Below are 26767 nucleotides of genomic sequence, written 5' to 3' on the forward strand. Positions count from 1 at the left end.
TTTGAATACAGTTTTATCAGCTAATGGTCTGGTATTAACCGGAATCATTTTAACCGTCCTCGTTGCCATTGAGCACATTGCCATTGCTTGGCTGGAAATGTTTGGTCAACCGGAAAAACAAGCTAAAGCTTTTAGCATGTCATTAGACTTCATCAAGCAGCCAGAAGCCAAGATTAGCATGGCTAACCAAGGAATCTATAATTTTATGTTGGGAGTTTTGCTAATCGCAATCTATGCCACCTTGCTAGCGCATTTTCAAATTATGCTCTTGATGTGGCGACTAGTTTTAGGATTTATTGTGATCGTCGCCGCCTATGGTGGCTTTACCGCCAGCAAAAAGATTTGGTTAGTGCAGCTGCTGCCAGCTGCGATCGCCTTAGTGCTAATTTCGCTTTAGGACAAAAACAAACAACACTTATCCCAATGTGGATAAGTGTTGTTTTTGATTTCTGTTGATTTTGTGGAAAATTACTTTTTTTAAATTAAGCCCGTGACTTGTAGGTTCCTTCAGCAGTGTTGATCACTAATTCGTCGCCTTCATTGATGAAGTCTGGCACTGTGACCACTAAGCCGGTTTCCATCGTGGCTGGCTTGCCGGAGCCCGTTACGGTTGCGCCCTTGATGCCAGGTTGGGTTTCCTTAACAGTCATGTTGACAGTTGCTGGCAATTCGATCCCAATTAATTCGCCCGCATCAGTAAATTCCAAAGTTACGGCAACGTTTGGAATCAAGTATAGCCGGTCGTCGCCTAGTTGATCGGCAGAAATTTCGTATTGTTCATAAGTTTCATTGTCCATGAAGGTGTAAATGTCGCCTTCACTGTAAAGATATTGCGCAGTCTTCTTGGTTACTTCAACTAAGTCAACCTTTTCAGTTGGGCGCATCGTCTTGTGGACAACTGAGCCTGACCGAACATCCCGCAAGTCCATTTGCATAACCGTGTTGCCCTTGCCTGGCTTGTGGTGGTTAGCTGCCAAAACGCGAATCAGCTTGCCGTCTTGGCTAAAAATCATACCTTTTTTCAAATCAATTGCTTGTACCATAAAATTAATAACTCCCTATTTGCACTAATCGTTTGTCAATTTTTCCTCCGCCAGCCATCTGGGGGCAGTGCAAATTTCTGAATCAGCAATAAATAAATCTTACTCATACCATCAGTATACCAAATTAATACCGTCGCAGGTATATGCGATCAATCAAATGGCCCTCGCCCTTATGCAGGATTAAATTAGCTCGTTGTTTGGTTGGCGCAATATATTGACGCAGGTTGACCAGATTTACCATTTGCCACGTTTCTTCGGCTAGTTGATCAGCCTTGTCCCGTGGTCCATTGGCCAGGTTGTAGTAATAGTTGCTGGGGTCAGACTTATTAATATCCATCAGTTTGTCGAAGCGCTGCATGTACCATTTTTCAATTAAATCTTCCTCAGCATCAATATAAATTGAAAAGTCAAAGTAGTCGCTTGTCACCACCTGACCGCTTTCTGGCAGCTGCAAGGTATTGATGCCTTCCATGATTAAAATATCGGGGCGCCGCACATGGCCATACTTGCCAGGGACAATATCATGCAGGCGCTGCGAATAAAGCGGGTAGACAATATCTGGTTTGCACTCGGCAACATCGCTCAAAAAGTCCGTTAGCATCTGCATGTTATAGCTCTCAGGAAAGCCCTTGCGATCAAGCAGCCCGCGCCGTTCCAATTCGCGATTGGGCATGATAAAACCATCGGTGGTCATTAAGTGAACTTTCAAATTCGGATAGGTCCGACTGAGCAGAAGCTGCAAAAGCCGCGCAGTCGTTGACTTCCCCACCGCAACAGAACCTGAAATTCCAATAATAAACGGTGCTGCCTGTGCATCGGTATGCAAAAATTGATTCTTAGCCTGATGCGTCCGCTTTTTTTCTGAATATGCCAGATAGAGGTATGCAATTAAACTGGTATATATTTCCTGCACATCGGTTAAATCAATCACATCGCCAACTGATTTCAAATCAGCTAGTTCGGTTTCACTAATTTCTAAATGATTGCTGGAGACCAATTTGGCCCAGTCGTCACGGTTAAAGCGTGTATAATTTTTCATAAGCAAATAAACATTCTATTTTCTAGAAAGGAGCCTCCTATGGCTTTAATTGTCTTATTTGGCGATTCATTATTCAATAGTTTTCGCAATCGTCAGGATACCGACCTGGTTACCAAGCTATTTCAAGCGGCTCGGCCAAACGATCAAATTCAAAATTTGTCTAAAAGCGGCGCCACCACTGAAGAAGGACTGGACTATGCCCAGCAAATTCCTAAAAATTGCGATTTAGTAGTTTTTGAATATGGGACGAATGATGCCGCAACCGACTGGGGCTTGGCAGCCAAGCGCTATGCCCAAAATTTAGCTAAACTGGTTCAGCCGTATCAAACGCGCGCCGTAGTTGCCGGGCCTTGTCTGCCAGACCGCACCAATCGCGAAATCATGCAATATTACCCTCAGGACCGGCTCGGTCAATTTAATCATCTGGCCCAGCAAACCGCCAACAAGTTTCACTCGCCCTATGTGGACCTCTTAGCCGCTTTTGCAAAAGCTGAGCCTAGTCAAACCTACCAAGCTGATGGGCAGCATTTGACTGATTATGGCAACCAGCTCCTGGTCAAAGCCTTTTTACCGGCAATCAGCCAAATCCTTGACCATTAAGACGTGGCGGATGCCTGCTTCCATAAACTCCGCCCCCTGTGGTTTAAAACCTAGCCGATCGTAAAATGGTTTTGCCTGCAGCTGGGCATGGCAATAGAGCGCTGAAGCGCCTTTTTGCGCCAGGTGCTCTGCTAAGCGTTTGATCATTTTAGACCCTAAGCCTTGCCCGCGCACGGTTTTGGCAACAGCTACTCGGCCAAAGAACCATTTTTCGTCTTCTTGGTAAGCCCGACAGGTGGCAATCGCTGCCGTTTCGTCCTCATTTAATATAATCAACTGAATTGCTGTCAGATCGGTTTGATCCAAATCGCTGACAGTAATTTTTTGTTCTGCTACAAATACTTCTTCTCGCAAACGTGCCGCCAAATAAAATTCGCGGCTGCTTAATTGCGCTAGTGGTTTAATGAGAATTTTCATGATTTTCCTCAAAAGTAGCAGTGTCAGTTGGCAGCAGCGGACTTCGTTGTCCAGTATAGATGACATCTAATTGTGCCATTGCCCGCGAGGTAATCGTATAAACCAGCTGGGTTTCATCAAGGGCGTGATAATTTTGTTGATCCGCTCCCCACATGACTACCGCATCAAATTCCAAGCCTTTTGCTAAATAAGATGGCAGGACCAAATTACCGTCAACTAACCGTTGGTTGGCCGTCTTAATTAAACTAGCGGCTTGCCCTTCTTGCTGCAAATCTGCATAAACTTGTTCAGCCTGAGCTAAATTTTTAGTAATAATCGCCGTGGTGTAGTGCTTTTGCTGGTTGCGCGCCAGTACCTTCGTCAAAGCCTTCAGGGCCGTTTCGGGCTGGTCGCATTGCCACTCTACCGGCTTTTCGCCATCACGGTTAAAAGCTTCAATTTTTTCGCCGGTCCGCAAAATTTGCTTGGTGTAATTGGTAATTTGCTTAGTTGACCGATAAGAGCGCGTTAGCTGCACTACTTCCACCTTATCGTGCGCAAATAAAGTTGAGATTTGCTTAAGCAGGGTGCGACTATCATCCTTGGTAAAAATCGCCTGGTTTAAATCACCGAGCAGAGTAAAGCGCGCATGCGGGAAAGCGGCCTTCAAATAGGCAATCTCCAGCGGCGTATAATCTTGAATTTCATCAATGAAGATATAGCGCATATTGTAGTCCATCTGGCGCCCGGTTACTAAGTCCCATAGATAGAGATACGGAGTAGCATCATCCATTGCAATATATTTTTGCAAAAAGTTGGCCTTGACCCGATCGACTTCGGCCAGCCATTCGTCCTCACTGATTTGCCAATCAGCCAGCTTGGTCATCTTCGGAATTGCTCTTAAAAAGCGCAGATATTGCAGCTGCATGTTCAAAAATTGATTTGAATTAATCCGGCGGTTAACTTCCGCTAATTGCTGCATAACAACTCGTTTGGACAAAAAACGGTATTCATCATCTTCTGACTTAAACTCTTGGTCGGGACGATCATAAAGCGCCGTAAGTTGATCCTTGCTGAGTCCTTCAATATATTCGCGTACCCAGCTCTTTTTGGCCTCACTGTTAACCTTATGATTTAGTCTGGTCACCAATTCTTCACGCGTAGCTTCAATCCGATTAGCCAGTGAATAGTTGCTATTGAAAGAATAGTAAAGCTCCCGTATCTCGTCTTTAGAAAAGTATGGCTTGGTGCTGTGCTTAAACTTAATATCTTTTACCGCTATGCCGCGTTTATTCAGATGGCGCGCATAACGCTCAAGCAGGTTAAAGAAGGCGGTCGAGGTCTTAAATCGGTGCACCGCCGTATCTTTTTGTCCGTGTTCAAATTGATCAAACAGGGTTTCGGTCCGCATGTGCGGCAAGCGCCGAGAAACATACTGCCAATAAGTCAGCTGAACGACATTTTGTTCACCCATTTCGGGCAAGACACTCTTAATGTAGTCGTTAAAAAGCATATTGGGGCTAAACATTAACACATCGCCACTGGTCAAATTGCCGCGATACCGATAGAGCAAATAGGCAATCCGCTGCAAAATTGCCGAAGTCTTGCCACTGCCGGCTGCTCCTTGCACGAACAACAGATCCGCAGAGGTATTACGAATAATTTTATTTTGTTCCTGCTGGATGGTAGTCACGATTGACTTCATCTGGGTACTTGATTTCTCAGACAAAGCCCGCAATAGCATTTGATCGCCAATGGATTCATTGGTATCAAACATATCCACAATCTTACCGTCTTCAATCACAAACTGCCGTTTTTTGGTCATATTGACGGTGACATCGCCATCGGGGGCATGGTAGCTAACCTTCCCCAGTTTGCCGTCATAATATATGGAAGAAATTGGCGCCCGCCAGTCATAAATTAGGAAATGGTCATTCTCATCGGCAAATGATCCCAGCCCAATATAAATCGTTTCGGGCTCGCTGCCGCTTTCGGTAAAATCGACACGCGCAAAATAAGGCCGCGTCTTTAACCGCTCGATCGTGTCAAGCTGCTTAGCTGAATGCTGCCAAGCATGCTCACGTTCACTCAGCATTTGTTGCTGCTGATGAATCGATAGGGCCGTTTCCATCGAAGTCGAATAGCCATCATAATCCAGTTTCACATTATCAAAGAAATGGGAATTGAGGTTTCTGGCCTCCCCTTCGGCCGCAGCAATGGCATGCTTGAGATATTTTTCACGATCTTGGATAAGCTGCAGGATCCAATCTAAGTGTTTTTGTTCTGTTTTTTTATCATCATTTGCGTGCGTCATAATATCACCCTTAAAAAAATCGTATAACCTATTGTATCACGCCTTTAGAGGCTATTTTTAATTAAACGCCTTGTTATTTCTTTGTTCTTTCTTGACGTTCTTTATTTTTGCTTTACCATTTCTTTATACTTTCTTTACCTTTGCAGTCCACCATAGTGACTGTGAGGATAAATAACATGAAAGCTAAAAATATTTTAACAGCGACTCTAGTCTCGTTTGTAGCAGCTGGAGCCTGCTGGTTGTCAACCAATCAATCAAATGTTAAGCAAGGCGCTTACGGCGTCACAACTAATTTAGTGACTGTGGATGGAACTGAAACTGTCACCGGGAGTGCCCACAAATGGGGCAAGGATACAGCTCGGGTGTACGTTTCGATTTCATCGAAATCAAAGTCTAAAAAGAAGCTGAAGCAAGCTACGTATAAGGCTATCAGTCGCTGGAACAGTACTAAGTCGTTCCACTTCTCCAAGACTTCCAAGAAGTCCAAAGCAGATATCGTGGTAACTTTAACCAAGTCCAGAAACAATGCGGCCGGACAAACTACGACTAGCTATGATTTGGATAGTGGCGAGTTGCTAGATGCCAACGTACGTTTAAACACTTACTACTTGCTCAGCAAGCGTTACAAGTACAGCTATACCAGATTAGTCAATACGGCTGAACACGAGTTGGGCCACGCTATCGGGCTTAAGCATAACAGACACGTTTCTGTCATGTACCCAAGCGGTTCCAGATACTGCATCCATAAGATTGACGTCAAGAATACAAATAAACTGTACAAGTAACCTACTAAAAATCAAATATTGCACAAGACCGCTTAGCTAGTTCTAATGAGCCAGCTAAGCGGTTTTTGGTTAGTTTTTTAAAAGGCTTGTGAAAAGTTATTGTTAAGCAAAAGGATTACTTATACGTTTGATGACTACCATTAGTAAAACTTTCTATAACAATTAGTTTGTTTTTCAAACAGATTTTTTGTTAAATCTGTAACTTTATATTTTGACGGTCAAATTAGTTATCATATTCTGTAACCGCTCTTGTACTATTTGATGTCAATAATATTTACTGTTTCTTAATTATTTTAGGTATGGATCTTATATAATTACACTTGTTCTTGAACTTTTCGTCCCAACTTTTGAAGTATTCAGTGCTTCACCAAGTGAGTATTTTATAGTTGTTCATTTTTTCTGTAACAAAGCGATTATTTATCCTTTTATAAAATTCGCTTTAGAAAATATTAACCCTTTTACGGCGGAATATTCACAAACGGCCAGTATACTTTCAGCTAATGCTGGAGGTAAAACATATGTTCAAGTTTATTAAACGACTCATCCTAGTCGCTTTACTAGGCGGAGCTATCTATACCTATAACACAAATCAAACCGTAAAACTATTTGTCCAAGATTCGGTGACTAGTCTAGAAAATAGGACTTCTGCCAAAGTTTCGGCCAGCACCAAAGGTACTAAGACCTGGGCTAAACCAACAGCGAAAGTCTATATCAACATCCATGACAATGTGCAACTCGTGGATGCTGTCAAAGCCGCCATCAAGGCTTGGAATAAAACTGGCGCCTTTAAGTTCGTCATAGTCAAGCGAGCTAGTCAAGCGCAAATTACCATCAATGAAGAAGATAGCAGTACCACCACGGCTGCCGGGCGCACTTGGACCACTTATAATCCCCTGAGCAAAAACCTGATCTCGGCAACAATTGAATTGAACACCTACTATTTACAAAACGAATACTATGGTTATAGTCAAACCAGAATTATCAACACCGTCGAACACGAACTAGGGCACGCTATGGGACTATCACACTCATATGGCGTCTCGGTAATGTACCCGGCAGGTTCTTACTACGGTATTCAGGCTGTCGATGTGCAAGACGTCAAAGATCTTTATGGCGAAAATAATTAGCCTTTATTCAAACGCCTTTTTTCTATAGAATTGTCTTAGCATGATTTATAGAAAAGAGCATAACACGAATGAAAAGAATCTATATCGTCCGTCATGGTCAAACTTACATTAACCGTTACAACAAAATGCAGGGATGGTGCGACACTCCCCTTACTGAAGCTGGAATTGCCGGAGCCCACCAAGCCGGCGAAGCACTGGCGCAAGTTCCCTTTGACATTGCTTTATCTAGCGATACTGGGAGAGCCAGCAATACCTGTGATCTGATCATTAGCCACAATTGCAACAAAGACACCTTGCAGCACTTGGCCAGTCCTTTCTTCCGCGAACAATTTTACGGTTATTTTGAAGGCATGGACTCCGAAATGGCCTGGCGCATGATTGGCGGGCCTCACGGCTATAATGACCGTCACGAATTATTGAAACATGAATCAATTGACACGATCAAAGATTGGATTAAAGAGGCCGACCCCTACCACCAAGCTGAAAATGCTAAAGAATATTGGGCTCGCCTCGACCAAGGCTTTGACATGATTCGGCAAATGGATGGGGCTGAGAATATTCTATTGGTAACTCACGGCTTCACGATTCGCAGTTTAGTTGACCATTATGGCAAGAACTTCGATAAAAGCGCTAGTCCGCGGAATGCTTCAATTACCATCATGGAAATGACTGATCAAGATATGAAAATTACGGCTTTTAATCAAATGAGCCTGAACTAAAAAAATGATCCGCTTCAGCGGATCATTTTTGTTTAGTCAGTTTGATAATCGCGTAGAACCAATTTTTGGTAAAGCTTGATAGTTAGCAAGTAGTAGAGCAGGTACAAGACGGCAAAGATGACAAACGGCAGCCAGATCCCATACCACGGATTTTGGAACATTGATTTAAACATCCCCAACCCGAACAGCACATCAACAGCTCCAACTAAGCCTGGTAAAACAAACAGAATTCCTAGTTCCCAAGCAATCGAGCGCTTAAGCGAACGCGACTGCGCGCCTAGTTTGAACAGCATTTGGTAGCGCGGACGATCATTCGTAGCTTGTGACAGAACTTTGAACATTAATGTTGAAGCTAACATTGCCAGAAAGGCTAAGCCTAAGAAGAAGCCCATGAACTCAAAACTGCCAATAAGGTCAATAATCATCTCATAAGTGCTTACCCCCATCAGAGAGTTAACGGCTTGCACATTTTCAGTTTGAGGCTGCATTTGATCGATCTGCTTTAATTTTTGATAGTCTTTAGCTAAATCAGTGTCACGCACTAATAAGAAAGTCGCAGTCTGCCCCTTTACTCGCTTATAGGCGGCCTCTTTAACCATCTTTTGCTGGCGAACCTGCGAATTGCTTACCGCTCCTAAGATAAGGGTACTATCCCCTTCCATGCGATAAACCTGATCTAGCGGCATTTTAAGGTAGGAGTAAGTCCGTGATTTAGGATGAAATTCTACCGTGTAAAGCCGCTTTTGGGCAAATTCCTTGCGGTTAAAGTAAATTGTGCCCTTTGCATCTAGCTTATAGTGATAAGTGGTTACTTTAGCATGATCAAGCTTGGCTAATTTCTGTTTGATCTTGTCGGTAGGATGAGCAATTACTAACGAGTAGTAGGTACTCTTGGTAGCTGCTTGCTGCTCTGACCGGAAGTTTTGCCCAACCGTCACCGCTCCTAAAGCCAAACCAAACAGAACGGAAGTGATCGTCAAAATTTGGGTGAAATCATTGAGCCGGAATTTTAATTGTCCCAAGGTGAACAAGCGCAAGCCTTTATAGGTAAAGCCATGCTTGTTCATAATCCAGCCAATCAAGGTGCTGAAAAAGGCATTAAACAAGAGCCAGCTGCCGATCAATGTCCCAAAGAAGGCAATGGTAAACTCAACTTTTGCCCCCTCCACCTTAAAGTGCATCATGGTGTAATAAGCCCAAGCCAAGATGACTAAACCGCTAATACCTTCAAGGCTCCGTAAAACTGGGTGTTTGATTAGCTTAACCGGTTTTTGTTTTTCATGCAGCAGATCAATTAATTTTGTCCGCAGCAATTTTTGGACATTCCAAAGCCCGGCTAATAGCGAAACCACGATGAAAAACAGCAACGTATAGCCAATAGCTGCCGGAACCAAGGCATTCAGGTGAGTTAAATCGAGGTGCAATTGTTTAAGCAAGAGTTGGCTGACTACCCCAGTTAAGCCAATTCCTAATCCAATTCCCACCAAAGTCGCAGCTAGGCCGGTGACCAAGGTTTCCATAACTACTAGAATGCTAATTTTTCCCCGTTTAGCGCCAAGTGTTAAAAACATGCCATAGTCATGTTGCCGCATGCTCAGCATAAAACTATTAGCATAGATTAAATAAAAGAAAGTCACAATAGCCAATAAGACGTTTCCGAAGCCAAAGATAAAGGGCAAAAGGCGTGCCCCCATTGAGACGTTAGCCTTATAAAAGCCTGGGTTGGCACTAATCGACATGAACATGTAGAAGATCATGCTGGCAATCACCAAGCCTGAAAATAGCACTGCATAGTCCTTAAAGCGCCGTTGCAGTCCCGTTAATGATAAACGCAGCAGCATTATTCTTCCTCCGTTCCCAAGTGTTCAATCAATTTATGGTAAAAAGCCTTGCGATCAAGTTCGCCCTTGACTAATTCTTCGCCAATCTTTCCATCCTTGATAAACAAAATGCGGTTGGCAAAGCTAGCTGAAAATGGATCGTGGGTAACCATTAAGGTAGTTACGCCATCACGCTCATTCAATAAAGTCATGATGTTCAAAAGCTCCCGAGCACTGTGAGAATCTAGTGCACCAGTTGGCTCATCTGCTAGCAGGATGGCTGGACTATGAACCAAAGCCCGCGCTGCTGCGATCCGTTGCTTTTGCCCACCAGAAACTTCAACCGGATACTTGTCTAAAATTGCTGAAATTTCAAGTTTGGCCGCTATTTCGTCAACCAGCTTATCAATGCGGCTAGCTGAAACGCCCCGTAAAGTTAGCGGCAGAGCAATATTTTGGCGGTTGGTCAAGTTTTCCAGCAAGTTAAAATCCTGGAAAATAAAACCGATTGATTGACTGCGGAAATCGGCCATTTCTTTATTTTTTAAATGGCTAAGATCCTTGCCGCCAATTTCAACTTTGCCACTGGTTGGTCGGTCTAAAGTTGACAGGATATTCAATAAAGTGGTTTTCCCAGAACCAGATGCCCCCATGATTGCTGTAAATTCTCCTTCTTCTACAGCAAAGCTCAGGCCTTTAAGTGCTTGGTACTGCTTTTGCCCCTTTTTCCCGTAAGTTTTGGTTATTTGCTCAACTTTCAGTATTTTCGTCATCTTGGCTCTCCCTTATATCTTAATGTTTTGTTGTACTAGCTGAGTAATACACTAATATGATTTATTAACTTTGTCAATAAAAAAATCGACCCGAAGGTCGATTTTTAGTGTTCTAAAGTCCCTAGTCCCTGCAACAAGTATTCGCCATCTTGCCATTGGTAGATCGCATGCTTGAAAACAAAAATTTCGGTTTTAACCGTTCGCTGCTGATGCTTGCGAACCTTTTCAACCGTAGGCTCTAAGACTTTGACTTTTTTCAATTCTTGGGCGAGTTTTGCAGAAGAACTTGAACTGGCCTTTTCGCTGCTGGTCAGTGACTTGTGCTTTTTCTTGGAGCTTGTCTGGTTGCTGCTGGTTTTGCTTGCCTTTTTTTGATCGACAATTTTCAAAGTGACTTGATAAGTCACATCGCTTAAATTATCCCCAGCTGGCAGCAAATTGGTTACCTCTACATGCGTCTTAACCGATTTGGTCTTGGCAGTAATTAAAGTCTGCAAGGTTTTGACTAAGGCTAAATAATCCTGGCTCTTTTCCCCTTTAATAAATTGGTCGCTGCTAGGATTTTTGAAAGTATAAAACAGCTGTTTGGCAGCTTCATCGGCTTTAATCAGTCCCTTCCAAGACGGGCTTACCACATAGTCGCCCTCGTCATCTTGGTATACTTCATGCTTATTTTCGCCTAAATAATACCCGCCTTCAGAATCATAGTCTTGGGCCCCATCGTCGCTTGAGCTGTCATTAAAGTTAATATACTTGGTGAAATTGCGAACTGGCAGCGATTTAATGGTCTTGCCATGATACTTGCTAGTAACATACAATTCCATACTCTTGGTTATAGGGTAATTGTGGAAGACTTTCACGCCTTCAGCATTCAATTGTCCCGCTGCTTTATCGTTAATATAAATCTTGGCGTTTGGCAAACTGCGCACCTGGAAAGTAGCTGTCTTGATATTCATGTTAATCGTCCGATTGCTCCAGACATTGACAATTGAACTAGCTTGCAGCTTTCGTCCATGACTTTTGGTTTTTACTTCAACATGGTAACGTCCTGGGAAAACCAGGCCCCAGTCAGCGTAATAGGTACTCCCCGAGCCGCTCATCTGCCCCTTGGCATGACCATCAACATAAAGCTGGGCATGCTCTTGGTTGGTTTTTACCTGGGTGCTGTAAACTTGCACGCGCAATTGATATTTAGGAAACAACAAGAACCAACTGCCGCGTCTGACCAGCCGAATCTGTTTGGTGTCGCGACCAGCTTTTAAATTAGCGGACAATTTGTTGGCAGCTAATTTATTGTGCTTAAAATAACTCTGCAGTGGCTTTAAGCTTTTATCGGTTACTTGCATATCAGTCGTGGATGGAACCACATATTGGGCCAAAGAGCTCTGGGGATCTTGAATAGCCTTTACCATCCGATCGATTTGTGCATCTTTTTGATAATACTGTTTTCCCGCAAGATATCCGCCTGCTAGGACAATTAAGCCAATTATTACTAACAGCAGACGCTTAGAAAAATTACGTTTTTTTACTTTCTTTACTTTTTGCTTACTATTTATTTTCTTCATAATACAGCTCAGTTAAAATGTTAAATTTCCTACCTTCTTGATGATACAATAGTAACAAAGAAGAGCTAGTTTGTTCAAAAAATGTGGAAGAAGGTGAACCAATGATTGATAACCAACCTCATAAAACCAAGGCTTACATTGCCGGGGTAAATGTTGCTGATGCCAATTTTTCATACCATATGTCCGAATTGGCCGCCTTGTGTGAAGCTAATAATTTTGAAGTAGTTGGGCAAAACCAGCAAAACCTGGAAAGCATTGTCGCTGCTAGTTATTTTGGCTTAGGCAAAATCAATGAAATCAAACATTTTGCCCAAGGCTTAAAAGCAACCGTCCTCGTCTTAAACGATGAATTGTCACCTGTGCAGATCCGCAACTTGGAAAAAATGACCAAGTTGCGCGTAATTGATCGTACAGAATTAATTTTGGAGATTTTTGCCAGTCGGGCCCAAACGCGGCAGGCTAAGCTGCAAGTTGAACTGGCCCGCTTGCAATACGAATTGCCCCGTCTGCACCCATCTGAAAACAACTTGGACCAGCAACGAGGCGGCGGTTTTACCAACCGTGGGGCTGGTGAAAGCAAGCTGGAAATAAATCGGCGGACCATTGGCAAACAAATTTCCGCCATCAAAAAAGAATTGCGGGCGGTCAGTCGCCAAGAAGCGTTAAAGGCTAGTCGGCGCAACCAAAGCGGACTGCCAAAAGCGGCCTTGATCGGCTACACTAATGCGGGTAAGTCCACTACCTTAAACAGCTTGCTGCAGGTTTTTAATCAGGATCAGGCCCCTAAGAAACAAGTCTTTGCCAAAAATATGTTGTTTGCGACTTTAGATACGTCAGTCAGACATATTGACTTGGGCAAACAAGGCGGATTTATTTTAAGCGATACCGTTGGGTTTATTTCTAAATTGCCCCACAATTTAATTGAATCATTTAAAGCAACTTTACAAGAAGCTAAGGATGCCGACTTGTTGATCAATGTTGTCGACGCCTCAGACCCCAACATGCTGCAAATGATCCGGACCACCCAGCAAGTATTAGCTGAAATTGGCGCGGGCGATATTCCCATGATTACCGCTTATAACAAGGCAGACTTGACTGAACGCAGCTATCCGCAAATTGAAGGCAATGATATTCTTTATTCAGCCGTTGATCCAGAATCGATTAAACTGCTGGCTAAATTTATTACCCAGAAAATTTTTGCAAGTTACCAAGCTTATCGCCTGCTATTACCGCTCAACCACGGCAGCGACCTAGCCTACTTGCATGAGCACGCGCAAATTCTGCAAGAAGACTATACAGCCGACAGCATTAAAGTAGAGGCGCGCATCAGTCAACGCGATCTTGATCGCTTTAAACCGTTTATAGCAAATAAGGCAGGTGAAAAACTATGAAACACAAATGGTTGGTCGTCTTAGCCCTTCCGATCATGTTGCTGGCTGCCAATCCGGTAGCCGCAGCCAAATACAGTTCTTCGGAATTAAAGCAGGTACGCTCTTTTCAAAAAGCCTATAAAAAGCTGAGCAAAAAGACTTATACCAAGAAGAAGCTTTATGTCAAAGCACCTAATTACGCTTCGCCTTTTGGGGCTGGCGTTTTGCCGAGCAGCTACTTAAAGGACTCACTTGCATATGTCAATTACTACCGCAAGCTAGTGGGACTGCCTAGCGAAAAGATGCGCGCCGCTGACAACCGTGACGCCCAAATCGGAGCGGCGGTTTTAGGAGCCTTAAATGCCAAAACTTCTCTCTCCGCTCATGGCTTAATTGGCTATCGGCAACCTGACTATATTGATGACGATACTTGGGAACGAGCTGAAAATTCCACTTTCGGCAATATTAACTTTGTGGAGTCAGTTAGTGGTATTTCGGCAGGCCAGAATGTAACGGATCTGCTTTTAGATCAAAATAATATTTCTGGTGCTGGCGACACCGGTCACCGCGCTCTCATCTTGTCTGCCCGAGCAACTCACATTGGCTTTGGCGCAGCCTATGGTCGCAGCAATGGCAAGTACTATAATGTGGAAAATGCCATGTTCGCTGATGATATCCTGCGCAAGGCAAAAAAGTCCGTAGTGGCTTTCCCAAGCACTAAAGTATTTCCCATCGAGTTATTGGGATCGGATACGCCTTGGTCAGTTTACTTTGCCCACAAGAAAATTACCAAACGTCCTAAAGTCTATCTTTATGATTTAACGGCTAAGAAAAAAGTCAAGGCTAGTCAGGTAAGAATTTACGGGACGGACTATTATGGTGAAGGCTATACTGGAGCGGTAACCTTCTATCCCGGCAAGCTCAAATTAATCAACACCCATAAGTACGAAGTTAATATCAAGGGCGTTTACAAGTACACCTTCCGTCTTTTCCGGCAAAAAGGACACAACTAAACATTAAATGAAAACACGCAAATGGTATGCCATCTGCGTGTTTTTTTATCTTTAAACCAGCCGCTTAATCACGGTAGGATAAATATATGGTGAAAATTGCTTCAACATAACTGCTTGGTCAGTTGCTGAAGCTTCTAAATATTGATTAGCTCCCAAATAAATGGCCGCATGATATGGAGCTGCTGCTGAACCCCAAAAGAGCAAATCACCTGCTTGCTTTTCAGCTAAGGAAACAGCTCGTCCCATTTTTACTTGGTCTTGCAGCTTATTGGGTAAGGCCAAATCCAACGCCTGGTCAAATAAAAACTGCAATAAGCCGGCACTATCAAAACAATCCGGGCCAGCCGCTCCGGTAACATAATTTTTACCGATCTGCTTTTTGCCCAATTCCACTAAAGCCGCAATTTCGGGGGCAGCTTTGCTCTTTTGAGCTTGGGCTAAAGGTAAATCAATGGTATAACGAGCTTTAATCCATTCATTTTTCTCCAGTTCATACCACAGATTACCTGCCTGATCTAAGGCAGTTTTTAGGACATTCCATTGACTGCCATTTTTTGCTCGAAAACCGGCATAGCTGCCACCTTGAAAATGCGTGTAAACCGGCAAACCAACTCCGGTTTGAAAATCAATTTGAATTCTTTTAATTGCGGACCGATTGTCTGGGGCTGATCCTGGATCAACGGCCACACTTGCAATGCCGCCAATCGTCATCCCAGCTGCTGAACTCATCCTCCAAAGCCGTTCTTTCATCTTACAACTTCCTCCCATGTAAAGCTGTCAAAGTTGAATATTTTTAGTTTATCATGGTCAGCACGTTTATTAAATGCATCAAACAAATTATTCGGTCAAAAATAAAAAACGACAGATCAAAACAATCTGCCGTTTTCTTTTATTTTCTTTTAGTTTAAGATCCGCTTAGCAACGGATGGGTAGAAGTAGACGCTTAAAGTTTGTTCAATGACACCTTGTGAAGGAGTTGCAGCATGAACATACTTGCCATTACCAACATAAATACCTACGTGGTATGGAGCTGAAGCAGAACCCCAGAAGAGTAAGTCGCCAGGCTTCAAACTGTTCATTGAAACTGTCCGACCTTGGTTTACTTGAGTGTAAGTAGTCCGCGTAATGTTAATCCCAGCAGCGTGGCTGTAAACGTATTGGGTCAAGCCTGAGCAGTCAAAACTGTTTGGACCAGTTGCGCCCCAAACGTAGCGCTTGCCTAATTGGGCCTTAGCCAAAGATACAACTGCTGCAGCCTTTGAAGTAGCTTGTGCAGTGGTAGTCCGCTTAGCCTTCTTCTTCTTGGTTACTTTTCTAGTATATTTGGCCATGATCCATTGGTTAGTGCCAATTTGGTACCACTTGCGACCCTTCTTGTCGTAGGCAGTTGCCCAAACAGCATAAGTTGCACCGTGAGCAGCCCGAACACCAGTAAACTTCTTGTGTTCGTAGTTAGTCCAGATGTTAATGCCGTAACCAGGTACGTAATGAATCTTTACTTTCTTAACTGCAGCTTGAACTTGTGGATGAAGTTCAGGTTTAACAGTATTAACAGCAGCCATACCGGCAAAAGATAATGCAGCTACCGCAGTAGCTTTAGCTAAATTACGTTTAAACTTCAAAACCAAATTCTCCCTTTTAAGTAGCGATCTTATTTTAATAACTATGTTTTCTTCTCTAACACCGTTAATAATAGTTTCTTTATGTTACATTAGTGTTACATTTCCGATACACCTTAAATAAATTAAAAGCAAAAATAAAAAAACTTCTAAATTTGTCTTTTACGACACCATTTAGAAGCTTTTTTCATAGTTATTGTTAGATTAGATTAAAAGTCGGATTTAGTTCTTTCAAAAGCTTTTGCTTATATCTTATAAAACTCGCTTAGCTAATGAAGGGTAGAAGTATCTGCTCAAGCGTTGCTTTACCACACCTTGTGAAGGGGTAGCAGCGTGAACATATTTGCCCCCACCAACGTAAATGCCAACGTGGTATGGAGCATATTTAGAACCCCAGAAGAGCAAGTCGCCCTTCTTTAAGTGCTTTCTTGAAACAGTTCTGCCCCGGTAGACTTGAGAATAAGTGGTCCGTGTAATATTCTTATGAACAGCTTTCTTATAAACGTATTGGGTCAAACCTGAGCAGTCAAAACTGAAAGGACCAGTGGCACCCCAGACGTAACGTTTGCCAACTTGCTTATTAGCCCATTTAACGATCCGGTTCCGCTTAGTAGTGATTGAAGCAGCTTGAACTTCATGGCTTGAACTTTCGCTAATGGCAATTGAGCCAACAGTAAACAAGAATAAGAATGCTAAAACTTTAACTAAGAATTTTTTCGACTTCACTTTTTATTCTCTCCTAATACAAAATATGTGGTCTGTGTGTTTTTTGAGTTATTGCTTTTCTTCTCAACTTCACGTTTTTTATAGTACTAGATCTCTGTTACAAGACTGTTGCAAAGTCATAACTAACAAGTTAAAGCTCTTAATCATATTTTGTAACAATAGGTTATTTATCTTATAGGTGTAAAAAGCAATAAAAATCCGCTTTGAACTTAATCAAAGCGGATCTTATTTATTTCTATCCTGCAAAATAAGTTGCTTAGTTATTTTTAGTAAATGATGCGTTTTGCAATCGATGGGTAGTAGTAAGTACTAATAGTTTGCTTAACCACGCCTTGTGAAGGAGTTGCAGCATTTACGTACTGATTGTTGCCAATGTAAATAGCTACGTGGTAAGGAGCAGTCTTAGAACCCCAGAAGAGCAAATCTCCCGGCTGCAGACTCTTTAACGAAACAGTTTTACCTTGGTTGACTTGCGTATAAGTAGTACGGGTAATATTGATGCCGGCAGCTTTTTGGTAAACGTACTGGGTTAAGCCAGAGCAGTCAAAACTGTTGGGACCAGTAGCACCCCAGACGTATTTTTTACCGATTTGGGCTTTAGCCAAGGTAACTACGGCTGACAACTTGGAAGAAGCTTGGCTGCTGGTTGAAGTGGTCGACGTTTTCGTGCTGGTCGAAACCTTCTTGGTGTATTTAGCTAAAATCCACTTCTTGCTGCCGATCCGGTACCACTTGCGGCCTTTTTTGTCATAAGCAGTTTGGTAAACCGTCCACTTAGTACCATGTTGTGCCCGCTTCCCGGTCCAATGCGGGTGAGTATAACTATTCCAAATATTGATGCCGTAACCAGCAACGTAATTAATTTTCACCTTAAAGGTAGCTGCCGCAACTGAACTGGTTAAACTTAATTCAGGCTTAACGGTATTAGTTAATGCCACGCCAGATGCAGTTAAGGCAGCAGCAATTGAAACTTGTGCAAAAACTTTATTAATCTTTTTCAAATGTGGTCTCTCCCTATCATTAATCTGTGTGTAAAATGCATGAGTTATTTCTTTTCCTCAACTTGTTAGCTCTATCATACAAAGGTGCTGTTACAGAACTGTTGCAGCAAGTTAACCAAGTGGTTAAGTTATTTAAAGAACTCTTGATAAAAAAATAATAAAAAATACACTTCAGCCTAAGGCTTGAAGTGTATTGTCATAGTCAAAAATCAATCTAAGATTACAGAATCCGCTTAGCAATTGATGGGTAGTAGTAAGTGCTGATAGTTTGCAATACTACACCAGTATCAGGAGTAGCGGCGTTTACGTATTGGTTGTTACCAACATAAATAGCTACGTGGTATGGAGCTGAGGTAGAACCCCAGAACAATAAGTCACCAGGTTGCAGGCTGTTCAATGAAACAGTTCTGCCTTGGTTTACTTGAGTGTAAGTAGTCCGCGTAATATCAATTCCAGCTGCTTGCTTGTAAACGTATTGGGTTAAGCCAGAGCAGTCAAAACTGTTAGGACCAGTTGCACCCCAGACATAGCTCTTACCAACTTGTGCCTTAGCCAAAGCAACTACTGCAGCTGCCTTTGATGAAGCTTGCGTACTTGATGAAGTACTTACAGTTGAAGTAGTAGTGGTAGTGGTAGTCGTCGTTGAACTAGTTGAACTAGTTGAGCTAGTTGATGATGAAGCATTTGCTGATGAATTTGCTGAACTAGCTGAATTAGCTGAGCTGTTGCTGCTTGCACTAGCAGTTGAAGCAGTTGAAGCACTTGCAACCTTGCTGCTTGCGCTAACCGTGTACTTAGCTAAAATCCATTGGTTGGTGCCAACTTCGTACCACTTGCGACCTCTTTGATCATAAGCAGTTTGGTAAACAGTCCAAGTCGTACCGTGTTGTGCCCGAACACCAGTCCAGTGTGGGTGAGTGTAACTGTTCCAAATGTTAATGCCGTAGCCAGGAACATAGTTAATCTTCACCTTAAAGACGCTGCTCTTAGCAGAAGTAGTTGCTTGGTAAGATTTTGGAGTTGAACTCTTAGTAGTACTCTTTTGAATATTGCCAGTGTATTCTGACATAGCGTGAACCGTACTAGTTAAGTTCAAAACATTCTTTGCAGTGCTGGTAATCGCAACTCCTGAAGCCGTGATGGCTGCTGCTGCCGAAACTTTAGCTAATACTTTCGTAACTTTTCTCATGATTTCTCCCTTTTCTCCTATTGATTAATAAGATGTTTCTTCTAAAATAACGCTGGCATGGTCAGTACCAGTCAACGATTCCTATTGTAGCTTGGAAATGTTACGAAGATTTTTCAAAAAAAATACTATCTAATTAAGTAATGTTTCACGTTCGCAGTTAAGCAAACTTTTCATTAGCCTTTAAGCCTGCCACTAAAGCATCAATTGCCTGTTTAGTTTTGTTAAGATCATCATTAATTAAAATCTGAGCAATTGGTCGCAGATCAGCTGGCAATTCATTCAGCTCTGCACCGCTTAGCCGTTCTTTAATTTTAGCCGGATCATCCCCGCGTTCAACCAGGCGCTGAATCAAGGTTTTCTTGGAGGAAGTGGTCACATATAAAAAGCAGCATTGGTCGCCCAATTGATCAATATACGACCGCACTCCATCAATATTGACAATTAACGAGGCCAAGTCATTTTTCTCCCAGGCCCGATTAAGGGCTTCGCGGCTTGACCCATACTGGTAGGAACCATAATGAACATGTTCAAAAAAGTGCAGCTTTTGAAAAGTCTCCTCAGTTTCAAAATAATAACTCTTGTTGGGTACTTCACCCTTGCGAATCGGCCGCGTGGTATGAGTAACGACTCGCGGAATGCCGTATTGATTAGCCAAGTAGTCGCTAATCGTCGTCTTTCCGGCACCACTAGGGCCGGCAATTAAAATCAATTTATGCATACTATCCTCTTCCAAAGTCAGTTTATAACTATCTTACCTTAAATAGCCTTAATAATGAGCCGATTTTGTTTAGAATTTTTTCTGAAAAAAGCCGCCTGATAGCTTGAAAAATTTCCTACAATATATTACTATTTCAACATTGCAACTGATTCTGAGAAGGAAGGAATTTTCGCATGAAAAAATCAGACGTAAAAGTCGGCGCAATTGTTGGAGCCAAGTCTGAAGAAGAACTGAAGGAACCCTTCCAGGGTAAAGTCGAAAAGATCTATGAAAATTCAGCTCTACTGGCCATTACCTCATATGATCCAGTTGATGAAACGGCCATCAGCGACTTGAACAACAAGATTGTGGTTAACTTCAAGAACTTACACAAGGCAAGAGCCAACAAGGGTGCTAAAGCTGCTGAATTAAACGAAATCAAAGTTGAAAAGATCAAGCAGGATGAAGCTAAGGCAAAAGCTGAAGCAGAAAAATCTGCCAAAAAAGATCAAAAAAAGAGCAGTAAGTAGGCCTTACTGCTTTTTTTGATGTAAAAAAGAAAAGTGATTATCTAATGAAGCAAAAAACTCAAACATGGCTCTACTGGTTTATCATGCTGCAGCCATTTCTGGACCTATATTGGTTTTACCATGGCAAACTAGCTAACGCCCTGCCATTTACCTTGCCGACAATCATCCGTATTTTGGCAGTCTTAGTAATCTTGGGCATGTTTTTCAGTCAAAAGCAGAATTGGCAAAAACTAGGACAAAACAAGTGGCTCTTAGCCTATATTGCCCTTTTGCTGATTTATTCCATCATCCACTTGCTCTATGTTCGATCCTTTAAGAGTCTTAACCCAACCAGTTATGGCTACTCAGTTAGTGGCGAAATCTTTTATTTAGTGCGCATGGCCCTGCCCTTAATGGTCATTTATTTTACGACCCAGCTCAATTTTACCCGCACCCAGCTCAAACACCTGGTTCTGGGACTAAGCGGCCTGTTTTCATATACTATCGTTATTTCAAATTTATTTGTTATTTCCCTGCGCAGTTATGAAACGGGGCGGATTTCTGCCAATATTTTTCAGTGGTTTGTCGATCCCAATATTGGATATTCCCACATGGCTTCCAAAGGCTTCTTCAATTTCGCCAACATGGTTTCCGCTGTTTTATTTATGCTCCTGCCCTTGGTTTTGTACTACCTTTTCAGCGATTTTAGCTGGAAAACCATCATGGCAAGTTCAATTCAAGCGCTGGCCATGATCGAAATTGGGACCAAAGTGGCCTTGATTGGACTTATTGGCGGATTGCTGGTTGCGGTTTTAGTATTCCTGTTCCACAAATATTTAGTTAAGGATCAAAAACTGCAAAAATCCGGCAAGGCCCTCCTGACGGCACTAATTATCGAAATTGTTGCCGTAGCAATCATCCCCTTTGGACCCGTGGTGCAGCGCTACAATTACGAAAAACTGCTGGCTAACCAATCTGATGCTAGTTTAACCCAGTTGAATCAAAAATTAGCCCAGGGCAATCAGAAATACCAAAATCAGCCTGAAAAGCTAAAGGCGTTCCAAGCTGATTTTGTAAAAAAATATTATAAACGCTACGCTTTGAATAAAAAGTTTGTCTTTAAGTCTTATCCCTATCAATATGATCCAGCCTTTTGGGTCAGGATCATGAAAGAACCAGGCACGCAGCGCATGCAAAATCGTTACGTGGAAAAGCAGATGCTGAATCAAGCTAGATCCTACAACGATAATCGGCTCGACTACCTACTAGGAATCTCTTACATGCGGGAAACGAATATTTTCAATCTTGAGCGCGATTATCTTTCCCAAGTATATTCCTTAGGAATTATCGGCATGCTCTTATTCGTTGGACCTAGCGTGATTTTGCTCTTATACGCCATTTTCAAGTGGTTTAAACGAAAGAGTTATTTACTAAGCTCACTAATCCTAGCCAGTGGCTTTATGGTCATGGCAGCCTTCTATTCGGGCAATGTAATGGATTTCTTGACTGCTAGCTTCATCCTAGCTACGATCAATGGCATCATGGTTAAATTAGCTCATGATGCTGCATCGGTGCCTGACGACCGCATAACAGCATAAAAAAATACTCCATCATTCGATGGAGTATTTTTTATGTTGCTTTTATTCAGCAGCACCAGCTTGTTCCTTCTTGTAAAGCGTGTTGTCGTAGTGCTTGATAAATGGGTACCAAACAACAAAGGCAACGATCGCACAAACAATTGACAAGACTGCACCAGTCCATGAAGTAGTAGCGATATAACCACTAATACCTACAGGAGTTGGCCAAGGTTGTTGAATAATAATCTTGTGAACCAGCTTCGTTGATACGGCAATGTAGCCTACAATACCACTAGCCAGCGGTGCACAAATAAATGGCACAAGCAAGTTAATGTTATAAACAATTGGCAAACCGAATAGGAGCGGTTCGTTAATGTTGAAGAAGGCAGGCACAATTTCCACCTTACCCAATTCCTTCAATTGAGCACTCTTAGCTCTAGTAGCAATCCAGATAGCTACGCCCAAGGTAGCACCAGAACCACCAATAATAACAAAGGCGTTCATTGGGTCACCAGCAAAGAAGTGACTTGCACCCTTAACGTTATCAGCCATGTTAGCTAAAACAATTGGAGTGTAGAAACTGGACATGATGGTTGCACCATGGATCCCGAACCACCATAAGAAGTGGATCAAGAAGATGATGATCAAGAAGCCCCACCAACTATCAGCAATGTTGTTGATGAAGGAGAATGGGATGTATAGGACGTTGAACAAGTCGGTCCCAAACATGACCATGATTAGGTTCAACAATGCGATTACAATCGCTACCATAAATGCAGGAATCAATGAACTAAATGAGTTTGAAACCCCTGCTGGTACGCTTGCTGGCATCTTAATCCGCCAGTTGTGCTTAATCGTGTAACGATAAATTTGAACCGTAATCCACGCAACTACCAAACCGGTAAAGATCCCAACAGCGCCTAAACGCGAAATCCCGCTAGCTGAAACGGCGTAGCCGCCACCAATAATGCTGTCGGCCTTCAGGCTTTGGACAAATTGAACGCTGCCGCTCTTCCAAACCAATTGCGGAACAGTGATAAACATGCCCATCATGAACATCATCAAACCATTTACTGGTGATAAGTCCAATTTTTCTTCCTGTTGGTAGATCTTAGTATAGCTGTAGGCAAAAGTTCCGGAGAAAACCAGTGCCAAAATTCCCATCGTAGAGTTGTAAACTACTTGGAAAAGGTTGACAAACCGGCCCAGTGTTTCAGCATAAAATTCCTTAAAACCTGGGAAGGTAAAAACTTGTGGTAAAACTGTCAAAATAAGGAAAAATGCCCCAACAATTGAGAAGGCAATTACGCTATAACCCGCATCCATGATCGCACGCACGAACCGGGAACTTGCAAACTTCCCAACTTTAGCAGCAAAAGTATCCTTAAATGATGCCTTATTTTCTGCCATGATGTACTCCTCTTCTAAAGCCTGCCCCTCAGCAGGCCAAATCCAAACTACATATGTATTATAAAACGCTTACATTTGCATGTAAACGCTTTTTGTAACATTTTTTCTTTACTTACGGCTTGTAAGTATGCCTGAATGTTTACTTTTAACCTGATAAATACCATCAAATCGGGCTTTTTGGACATTAAAAAAAAGACAGCTCGCGCTGTCTAAAAAATACTTCTAATATATACTATTTATCCTTAGCTGCACGCACAAAACTGCTGTCTGGGACTCTGATTAAGTAATAAGTCGTGGCCAAACGCCCTGCATGCATTCCGATCCCGTTTTGCCAATTTGCCTTATAGCGCGCCGTATAAATAGCTACATAAGCTTTTTGATATTTCTTATCTTGCTTGCGCAGCTGTTTTTCATTATAAGGAATTCTTTCGGCATCAACCCCAATTGGATTGGATCCGTAGACAATGGCGGCACTGGAGCTCGCAACCGTAATCTTGTGTCCATTTACCAAGACGGTATAAGTTTGTGAGCCAATTCGCCGTTTAGAAGAATTAATTTTGACATAAGTAGACTTCCCAGAAGTGGAAGTTTCAGGGATTAATTGCTTATAAACAACATGTGAACTAATCCGGCTGGTATCTTCCAAATCCGGATTATCTAAAATCGTCACATTAAACATATAGCCAAAGCCCACCACAAACACAGCAACTTCGATCAGGCTAATTAAAAAGGTCTGCAAATCAAAGCGCTTATGTTTTTGGACAATCATTTTAATCCGCATATGGCGAATATGCTGAATGATAAACACCAAATACATAATCACGGCAACCCATAGCAGGATTCCCAGCAAATTCCAAGTAAACATTTCTTTTTCCTATCTACTTCTTACTAGCTCTTTTGGTCGTTTTTTTAGTCGTCTTTTTGGCCGTACTCTTGGTCTTCTTTGCGGCCTTTTTAGCCTTTTCAGCTTCTTTAGCAGCCTTGGCATTATCAAAAATTTCAGTGAATTTTTCTGCCATGCTGTCAGCTAGCTTTGCACTCACCTGCGCAGGATCAGCCAGCACTTCTTCACCGGTTGCTAACTGGTCGATGCGAAAATGAGAAGCATTCACATATTCCGAGCTGGTCTCAAAATATAGGTTAAGATCGTATTCCTGATCTTCCTCTACAAAATTGCTGATTTTCTTGTAGTTAGCATAAGGCAAATTGATAATATTTAATTCCAAGCTAAAAGTAACCGGCCGCATCCCCTCAACAACCAACTGGGTCTGCAGCAAAGAATTGTGGTTTAAAGCCGTGGCTGCCTCTTTGACCATTTTTTCGCTAAGTTCCTTAAGTTTAGCCTTTTTATGGCTAACATCGGCGTACTTGACGGTTTCCATGTCTTGCAAGTAATCAGTTTGTTCAATTTTTTCGGTTAAAGTTTTTAAATCTATTTTCAATCGTATCGTTTCCTATTCCTTGAGTTCGTTCAAGTATTACTGTACTCAAAAACGCCAATAAAAACAATTTATTTCTTGTTTTACCGTAAAAAATAAAATGTAACAAAGTTTTTTTGCCTGACCAGTTTTTTCATGTTAGTTGGTCTAGGCAACTATAAAGATTCACTAACAGTCGCAGTTTTTAAATAACTCTTGTAATAAAATTTCGGGCGTTCCCTCGTCCATCCCTGCCAGAAGCCATTTCTGCCCAGTCTGTAAGCCTTTACAAAGTCGCAACAAAGGTGTAAGTTTAGGGCTGTAAACGTTTGTTAAATGATAACTTGTTCATAATAGAAGGCGAAATTTATGGAAACGATCGAAAGCAAAGACAAAGTATACACTGACTACTTCTACGATGAAGCAGATTTTGACAAGAACCACTTCCGTTACAAGTACTTGCACATTCCAGACGGCATTAAGCGTCAACCGTTGGCCGTACCACCAGTATTGGAACCAGACAAGCAAACCGATACCGACATTTGGTTCACAATTGAATCAAAGGAAGGCGAAAGTCAAATTTTGCCAGGTTCTAAGACCCACACTTGGGGCTACAACGCTGGCTTATTAGGCAAGACGACGGTAGTTAAGCGAGGCATGCGGGTTCATGTTACCTTGAAGAACAGTTTGCCAGAATTAACTACTTACCACTGGCACGGAATGGAAGTTCCTGGACCAATTACCGATGGTGCTTGCCACGCGCCGGTTTACCCAGGCGAAGAAAAGCAGATTGAATTTACGGTTAACCAACCAGCTGCTTTAACTTGGCTGCACGCTCACCCATGTCCAAGTACAGCTGCGCAAGTCTGGTTGGGTTTGGCAATGGGCGTAGTTGTTACTGATGATAACGAAGCTAAATTGCCAATTCCAAAGAGCTACGGCGTTGACGAATTCCCAATCATTTTGCAAGACCGGACTTTCCACGAAGATAACCAATTGGATTACAGTGCTGATTACGATCCAATGGGCGTATATGGCGAAACTCCAATGATTAACGGGGTTGTTCGTCCATACGTAGATGTTACTACCCAAAAGGTGCGCTTGCTCTTCTTAGGCGGTTCAAACCGGCGTGAATGGCGTTTGCACTTTGATGACGATTTGGTAATGACCCAAATTGCTGGTGACGATTCATTCTTGCAACACCCAGTTAAGATGACCAAGCTGTTAGTCGGTCCTGGTGAGAGATTGCAAGTCATCGTTGACTTCAAGGACTACAAAGAAGGCGATGTAGTTGACCTCTACACTGATGACTTCAAGCTGGTTGAATTTAGAATTCACAAGTTTGAAAAGGATGATTCAGTATTGCCAGAAACTTTATTCACACCTGAAGATCCTGAAGTTGACCCGAACCGTCAAGTTCGTTATGTAACCATGGACGACCACAACAAGATGAACGGTAAAGAGTTCTCAATGCAACGGATCGACATGAAGGCTGAAGTTGGCAAGGCCGAATACTGGGACGTTAAGAACACTAACTCCAAAGACCACGGAATGCTGCACCCATTCCATATTCACGGTGCTCACTTCTTAGTAGTATCACGTAATGGTCATGAACCTAACCCAAACGAAATTGGCGTCTACAAGGACACGATTGAAGTTGCCCCACAAGAAACTGTTCGTTTAAAGGTTATCTTCCCAATGACCGGGGTCTTCATGTATCACTGCCACATCATTGAGCACGAAGATGCCGGAATGATGGCCCAAATTCAAATTTACGATCCAAAGGACCCAGACAAGAAATACCCATTAATGGATATGGCAACTTTGACTAAGGCCTTTGCCGAAGAACGTGGCATTAAAGAAAGCGAAGTTTGGATGCCAGGGATGTGTACTGAAGGATATGGTCCTGAAGCTGATACTGGAGCTTCAACCCATGCAAGTACTGGCGCAAGTGCCCATGCTGGCCACTCAATGCATCATATGGAACATATGAGTATGGAGCATGAAGATACTTCAACTGGTGCAAGTCACCGTTAAAAGCTAAATAGCAGAAAAGA

Annotated in this window: 26 protein-coding genes; 10 read left to right on the plus strand and 16 right to left on the minus strand. The window is 42.5% G+C overall.

The features are described from left to right. Window position 1: 1 nt before the first annotated feature. On the plus strand, window positions 2-397 hold the full coding sequence (locus KI210_RS03325) for a DUF1304 domain-containing protein (protein ID WP_371870178.1): 396 nt from the start codon (window positions 2-4) through the stop codon (window positions 395-397). Between the two features lie 85 nt (window positions 398-482). On the opposite strand, the gene efp is transcribed toward KI210_RS03325, so the two are convergent. Together efp and coaA are read right to left on the minus strand one after the other, a co-directional pair. Further along, on the minus strand, window positions 483-1043 hold the full coding sequence (gene efp, locus KI210_RS03330; RefSeq protein WP_212780481.1) for an elongation factor P: 561 nt from the start codon (window positions 1041-1043) through the stop codon (window positions 483-485). A 124-nt stretch (window positions 1044-1167) separates the two neighbouring features. Continuing rightward, window positions 1168-2082 (minus strand): type I pantothenate kinase, encoded by a 915-nt coding sequence (gene coaA, locus KI210_RS03335; protein WP_212780482.1) that lies wholly within the window; start codon window positions 2080-2082, stop codon window positions 1168-1170. A 39-nt stretch (window positions 2083-2121) separates the two neighbouring features. On the opposite strand from coaA, the gene KI210_RS03340 reads away from it, so the two are divergent. Then, the gene (locus KI210_RS03340; RefSeq protein ID WP_212780483.1) at window positions 2122-2682 is read left to right on the plus strand and encodes an SGNH/GDSL hydrolase family protein; all 561 of its coding nucleotides are present in this window, start codon (window positions 2122-2124) and stop codon (window positions 2680-2682) included. On the opposite strand, the gene KI210_RS03345 is transcribed toward KI210_RS03340, so the two are convergent. Then, window positions 2650-3099: a GNAT family N-acetyltransferase gene (locus KI210_RS03345; protein WP_212780484.1), complete on the minus strand. Its 450-nt coding sequence runs from the start codon at window positions 3097-3099 to the stop codon at window positions 2650-2652. The two genes, KI210_RS03340 and KI210_RS03345, sit on opposite strands and share 33 nt — an antisense overlap. Further along, a complete protein-coding gene (helD, locus tag KI210_RS03350; RefSeq protein ID WP_212780485.1) occupies window positions 3083-5392 on the minus strand; it encodes an RNA polymerase recycling motor HelD in 2310 nt (769 codons plus the stop codon). Before helD ends, KI210_RS03345 begins: the two co-directional genes overlap by 17 nt. Window positions 5393-5568: 176 nt before the next feature. Between helD and KI210_RS03355 the strand changes: the two genes are divergently transcribed. The 3 genes from KI210_RS03355 (at window position 5569) to KI210_RS03365 (ending at window position 8023) form a co-directional block, all read left to right on the plus strand. Beyond that, window positions 5569-6177, plus strand: coding sequence for a M57 family metalloprotease (locus tag KI210_RS03355; RefSeq protein WP_212780486.1), 609 nt, complete (start codon window positions 5569-5571; stop codon window positions 6175-6177). A gap of 518 nt (window positions 6178-6695) precedes the next feature. After that, window positions 6696-7304 carry a M57 family metalloprotease gene (locus tag KI210_RS03360; RefSeq protein ID WP_246487312.1) on the plus strand — a complete coding sequence of 203 codons (609 nt, stop codon included), beginning with the start codon at window positions 6696-6698 and terminating at the stop codon, window positions 7302-7304. 68 nt (window positions 7305-7372) lie between these two features. Next, window positions 7373-8023, plus strand: coding sequence for a histidine phosphatase family protein (locus KI210_RS03365; RefSeq protein ID WP_212780488.1), 651 nt, complete (start codon window positions 7373-7375; stop codon window positions 8021-8023). A gap of 32 nt (window positions 8024-8055) precedes the next feature. On the opposite strand, the gene KI210_RS03370 is transcribed toward KI210_RS03365, so the two are convergent. The 3 genes from KI210_RS03370 to KI210_RS03380 form a co-directional block, all read right to left on the minus strand. Beyond that, entirely contained in the window at window positions 8056-9864 is a 1809-nt protein-coding gene (locus KI210_RS03370; protein WP_212780489.1) for an FtsX-like permease family protein, read from the minus strand. Further along, window positions 9864-10616, minus strand: a complete 753-nt coding sequence (locus KI210_RS03375; RefSeq protein WP_212780490.1) for an ABC transporter ATP-binding protein — start codon at window positions 10614-10616, stop codon at window positions 9864-9866. The genes KI210_RS03370 and KI210_RS03375 overlap by 1 nt, the downstream gene beginning before the upstream one ends. Window positions 10617-10720: 104 nt before the next feature. Then, window positions 10721-12181, minus strand: a complete 1461-nt coding sequence (locus KI210_RS03380; protein WP_212780491.1) for a TcaA 3rd/4th domain-containing protein — start codon at window positions 12179-12181, stop codon at window positions 10721-10723. Window positions 12182-12282: 101 nt separating this feature from the next. On the opposite strand from KI210_RS03380, the gene hflX reads away from it, so the two are divergent. Further along, a complete protein-coding gene (hflX, locus tag KI210_RS03385; protein ID WP_212780492.1) occupies window positions 12283-13572 on the plus strand; it encodes a GTPase HflX in 1290 nt (429 codons plus the stop codon). Continuing rightward, window positions 13569-14564: a CAP domain-containing protein gene (locus KI210_RS03390; RefSeq protein WP_212780493.1), complete on the plus strand. Its 996-nt coding sequence runs from the start codon at window positions 13569-13571 to the stop codon at window positions 14562-14564. The genes hflX and KI210_RS03390 overlap by 4 nt, the downstream gene beginning before the upstream one ends. Window positions 14565-14615: 51 nt before the next feature. Here KI210_RS03390 and KI210_RS03395 read toward each other — a convergent pair whose 3' ends face one another. From KI210_RS03395 to KI210_RS03420, 6 genes are all read right to left on the minus strand, one after another. Continuing rightward, window positions 14616-15314: a C40 family peptidase gene (locus KI210_RS03395; protein WP_212780494.1), complete on the minus strand. Its 699-nt coding sequence runs from the start codon at window positions 15312-15314 to the stop codon at window positions 14616-14618. Window positions 15315-15463: 149 nt separating this feature from the next. Beyond that, window positions 15464-16186: a C40 family peptidase gene (locus KI210_RS03400; RefSeq protein ID WP_371870179.1), complete on the minus strand. Its 723-nt coding sequence runs from the start codon at window positions 16184-16186 to the stop codon at window positions 15464-15466. Window positions 16187-16435: 249 nt separating this feature from the next. Then, complete coding sequence (locus KI210_RS03405) at window positions 16436-16909, minus strand: C40 family peptidase (RefSeq protein WP_212780495.1); 474 nt, start codon at window positions 16907-16909, stop codon at window positions 16436-16438. Between the two features lie 266 nt (window positions 16910-17175). Beyond that, the gene (locus KI210_RS03410; RefSeq protein ID WP_246487313.1) at window positions 17176-17910 is read right to left on the minus strand and encodes a C40 family peptidase; all 735 of its coding nucleotides are present in this window, start codon (window positions 17908-17910) and stop codon (window positions 17176-17178) included. Window positions 17911-18130: 220 nt separating this feature from the next. Next, entirely contained in the window at window positions 18131-19099 is a 969-nt protein-coding gene (locus tag KI210_RS03415) for a C40 family peptidase (protein ID WP_246487314.1), read from the minus strand. 157 nt (window positions 19100-19256) lie between these two features. After that, complete coding sequence (locus tag KI210_RS03420) at window positions 19257-19817, minus strand: guanylate kinase (RefSeq protein ID WP_212780496.1); 561 nt, start codon at window positions 19815-19817, stop codon at window positions 19257-19259. A 173-nt stretch (window positions 19818-19990) separates the two neighbouring features. On the opposite strand from KI210_RS03420, the gene KI210_RS03425 reads away from it, so the two are divergent. Together KI210_RS03425 and KI210_RS03430 are read left to right on the plus strand one after the other, a co-directional pair. Beyond that, the gene (locus KI210_RS03425; protein WP_212780497.1) at window positions 19991-20326 is read left to right on the plus strand and encodes a DUF2187 family protein; all 336 of its coding nucleotides are present in this window, start codon (window positions 19991-19993) and stop codon (window positions 20324-20326) included. Window positions 20327-20370: 44 nt separating this feature from the next. Beyond that, complete coding sequence (locus tag KI210_RS03430) at window positions 20371-21903, plus strand: O-antigen ligase family protein (RefSeq protein ID WP_212780498.1); 1533 nt, start codon at window positions 20371-20373, stop codon at window positions 21901-21903. Between the two features lie 42 nt (window positions 21904-21945). Here KI210_RS03430 and celB read toward each other — a convergent pair whose 3' ends face one another. The 3 genes from celB to KI210_RS03445 form a co-directional block, all read right to left on the minus strand. After that, window positions 21946-23292 (minus strand): PTS cellobiose transporter subunit IIC, encoded by a 1347-nt coding sequence (celB, locus tag KI210_RS03435; protein WP_212780499.1) that lies wholly within the window; start codon window positions 23290-23292, stop codon window positions 21946-21948. A gap of 232 nt (window positions 23293-23524) precedes the next feature. Next, a complete protein-coding gene (locus KI210_RS03440) occupies window positions 23525-24157 on the minus strand; it encodes an LVIS_2131 family protein (protein WP_212780500.1) in 633 nt (210 codons plus the stop codon). 13 nt (window positions 24158-24170) lie between these two features. Beyond that, window positions 24171-24734: a hypothetical protein gene (locus KI210_RS03445; RefSeq protein ID WP_212780501.1), complete on the minus strand. Its 564-nt coding sequence runs from the start codon at window positions 24732-24734 to the stop codon at window positions 24171-24173. A gap of 345 nt (window positions 24735-25079) precedes the next feature. Between KI210_RS03445 and KI210_RS03450 the strand changes: the two genes are divergently transcribed. Further along, window positions 25080-26747 carry a multicopper oxidase family protein gene (locus KI210_RS03450; protein ID WP_212780502.1) on the plus strand — a complete coding sequence of 556 codons (1668 nt, stop codon included), beginning with the start codon at window positions 25080-25082 and terminating at the stop codon, window positions 26745-26747. Window positions 26748-26767: the final 20 nt, after the last annotated feature.

The organism is Lactobacillus corticis (assembly GCF_018327645.1).
Taxonomy (GTDB): domain Bacteria; phylum Bacillota; class Bacilli; order Lactobacillales; family Lactobacillaceae; genus Lactobacillus; species Lactobacillus corticis.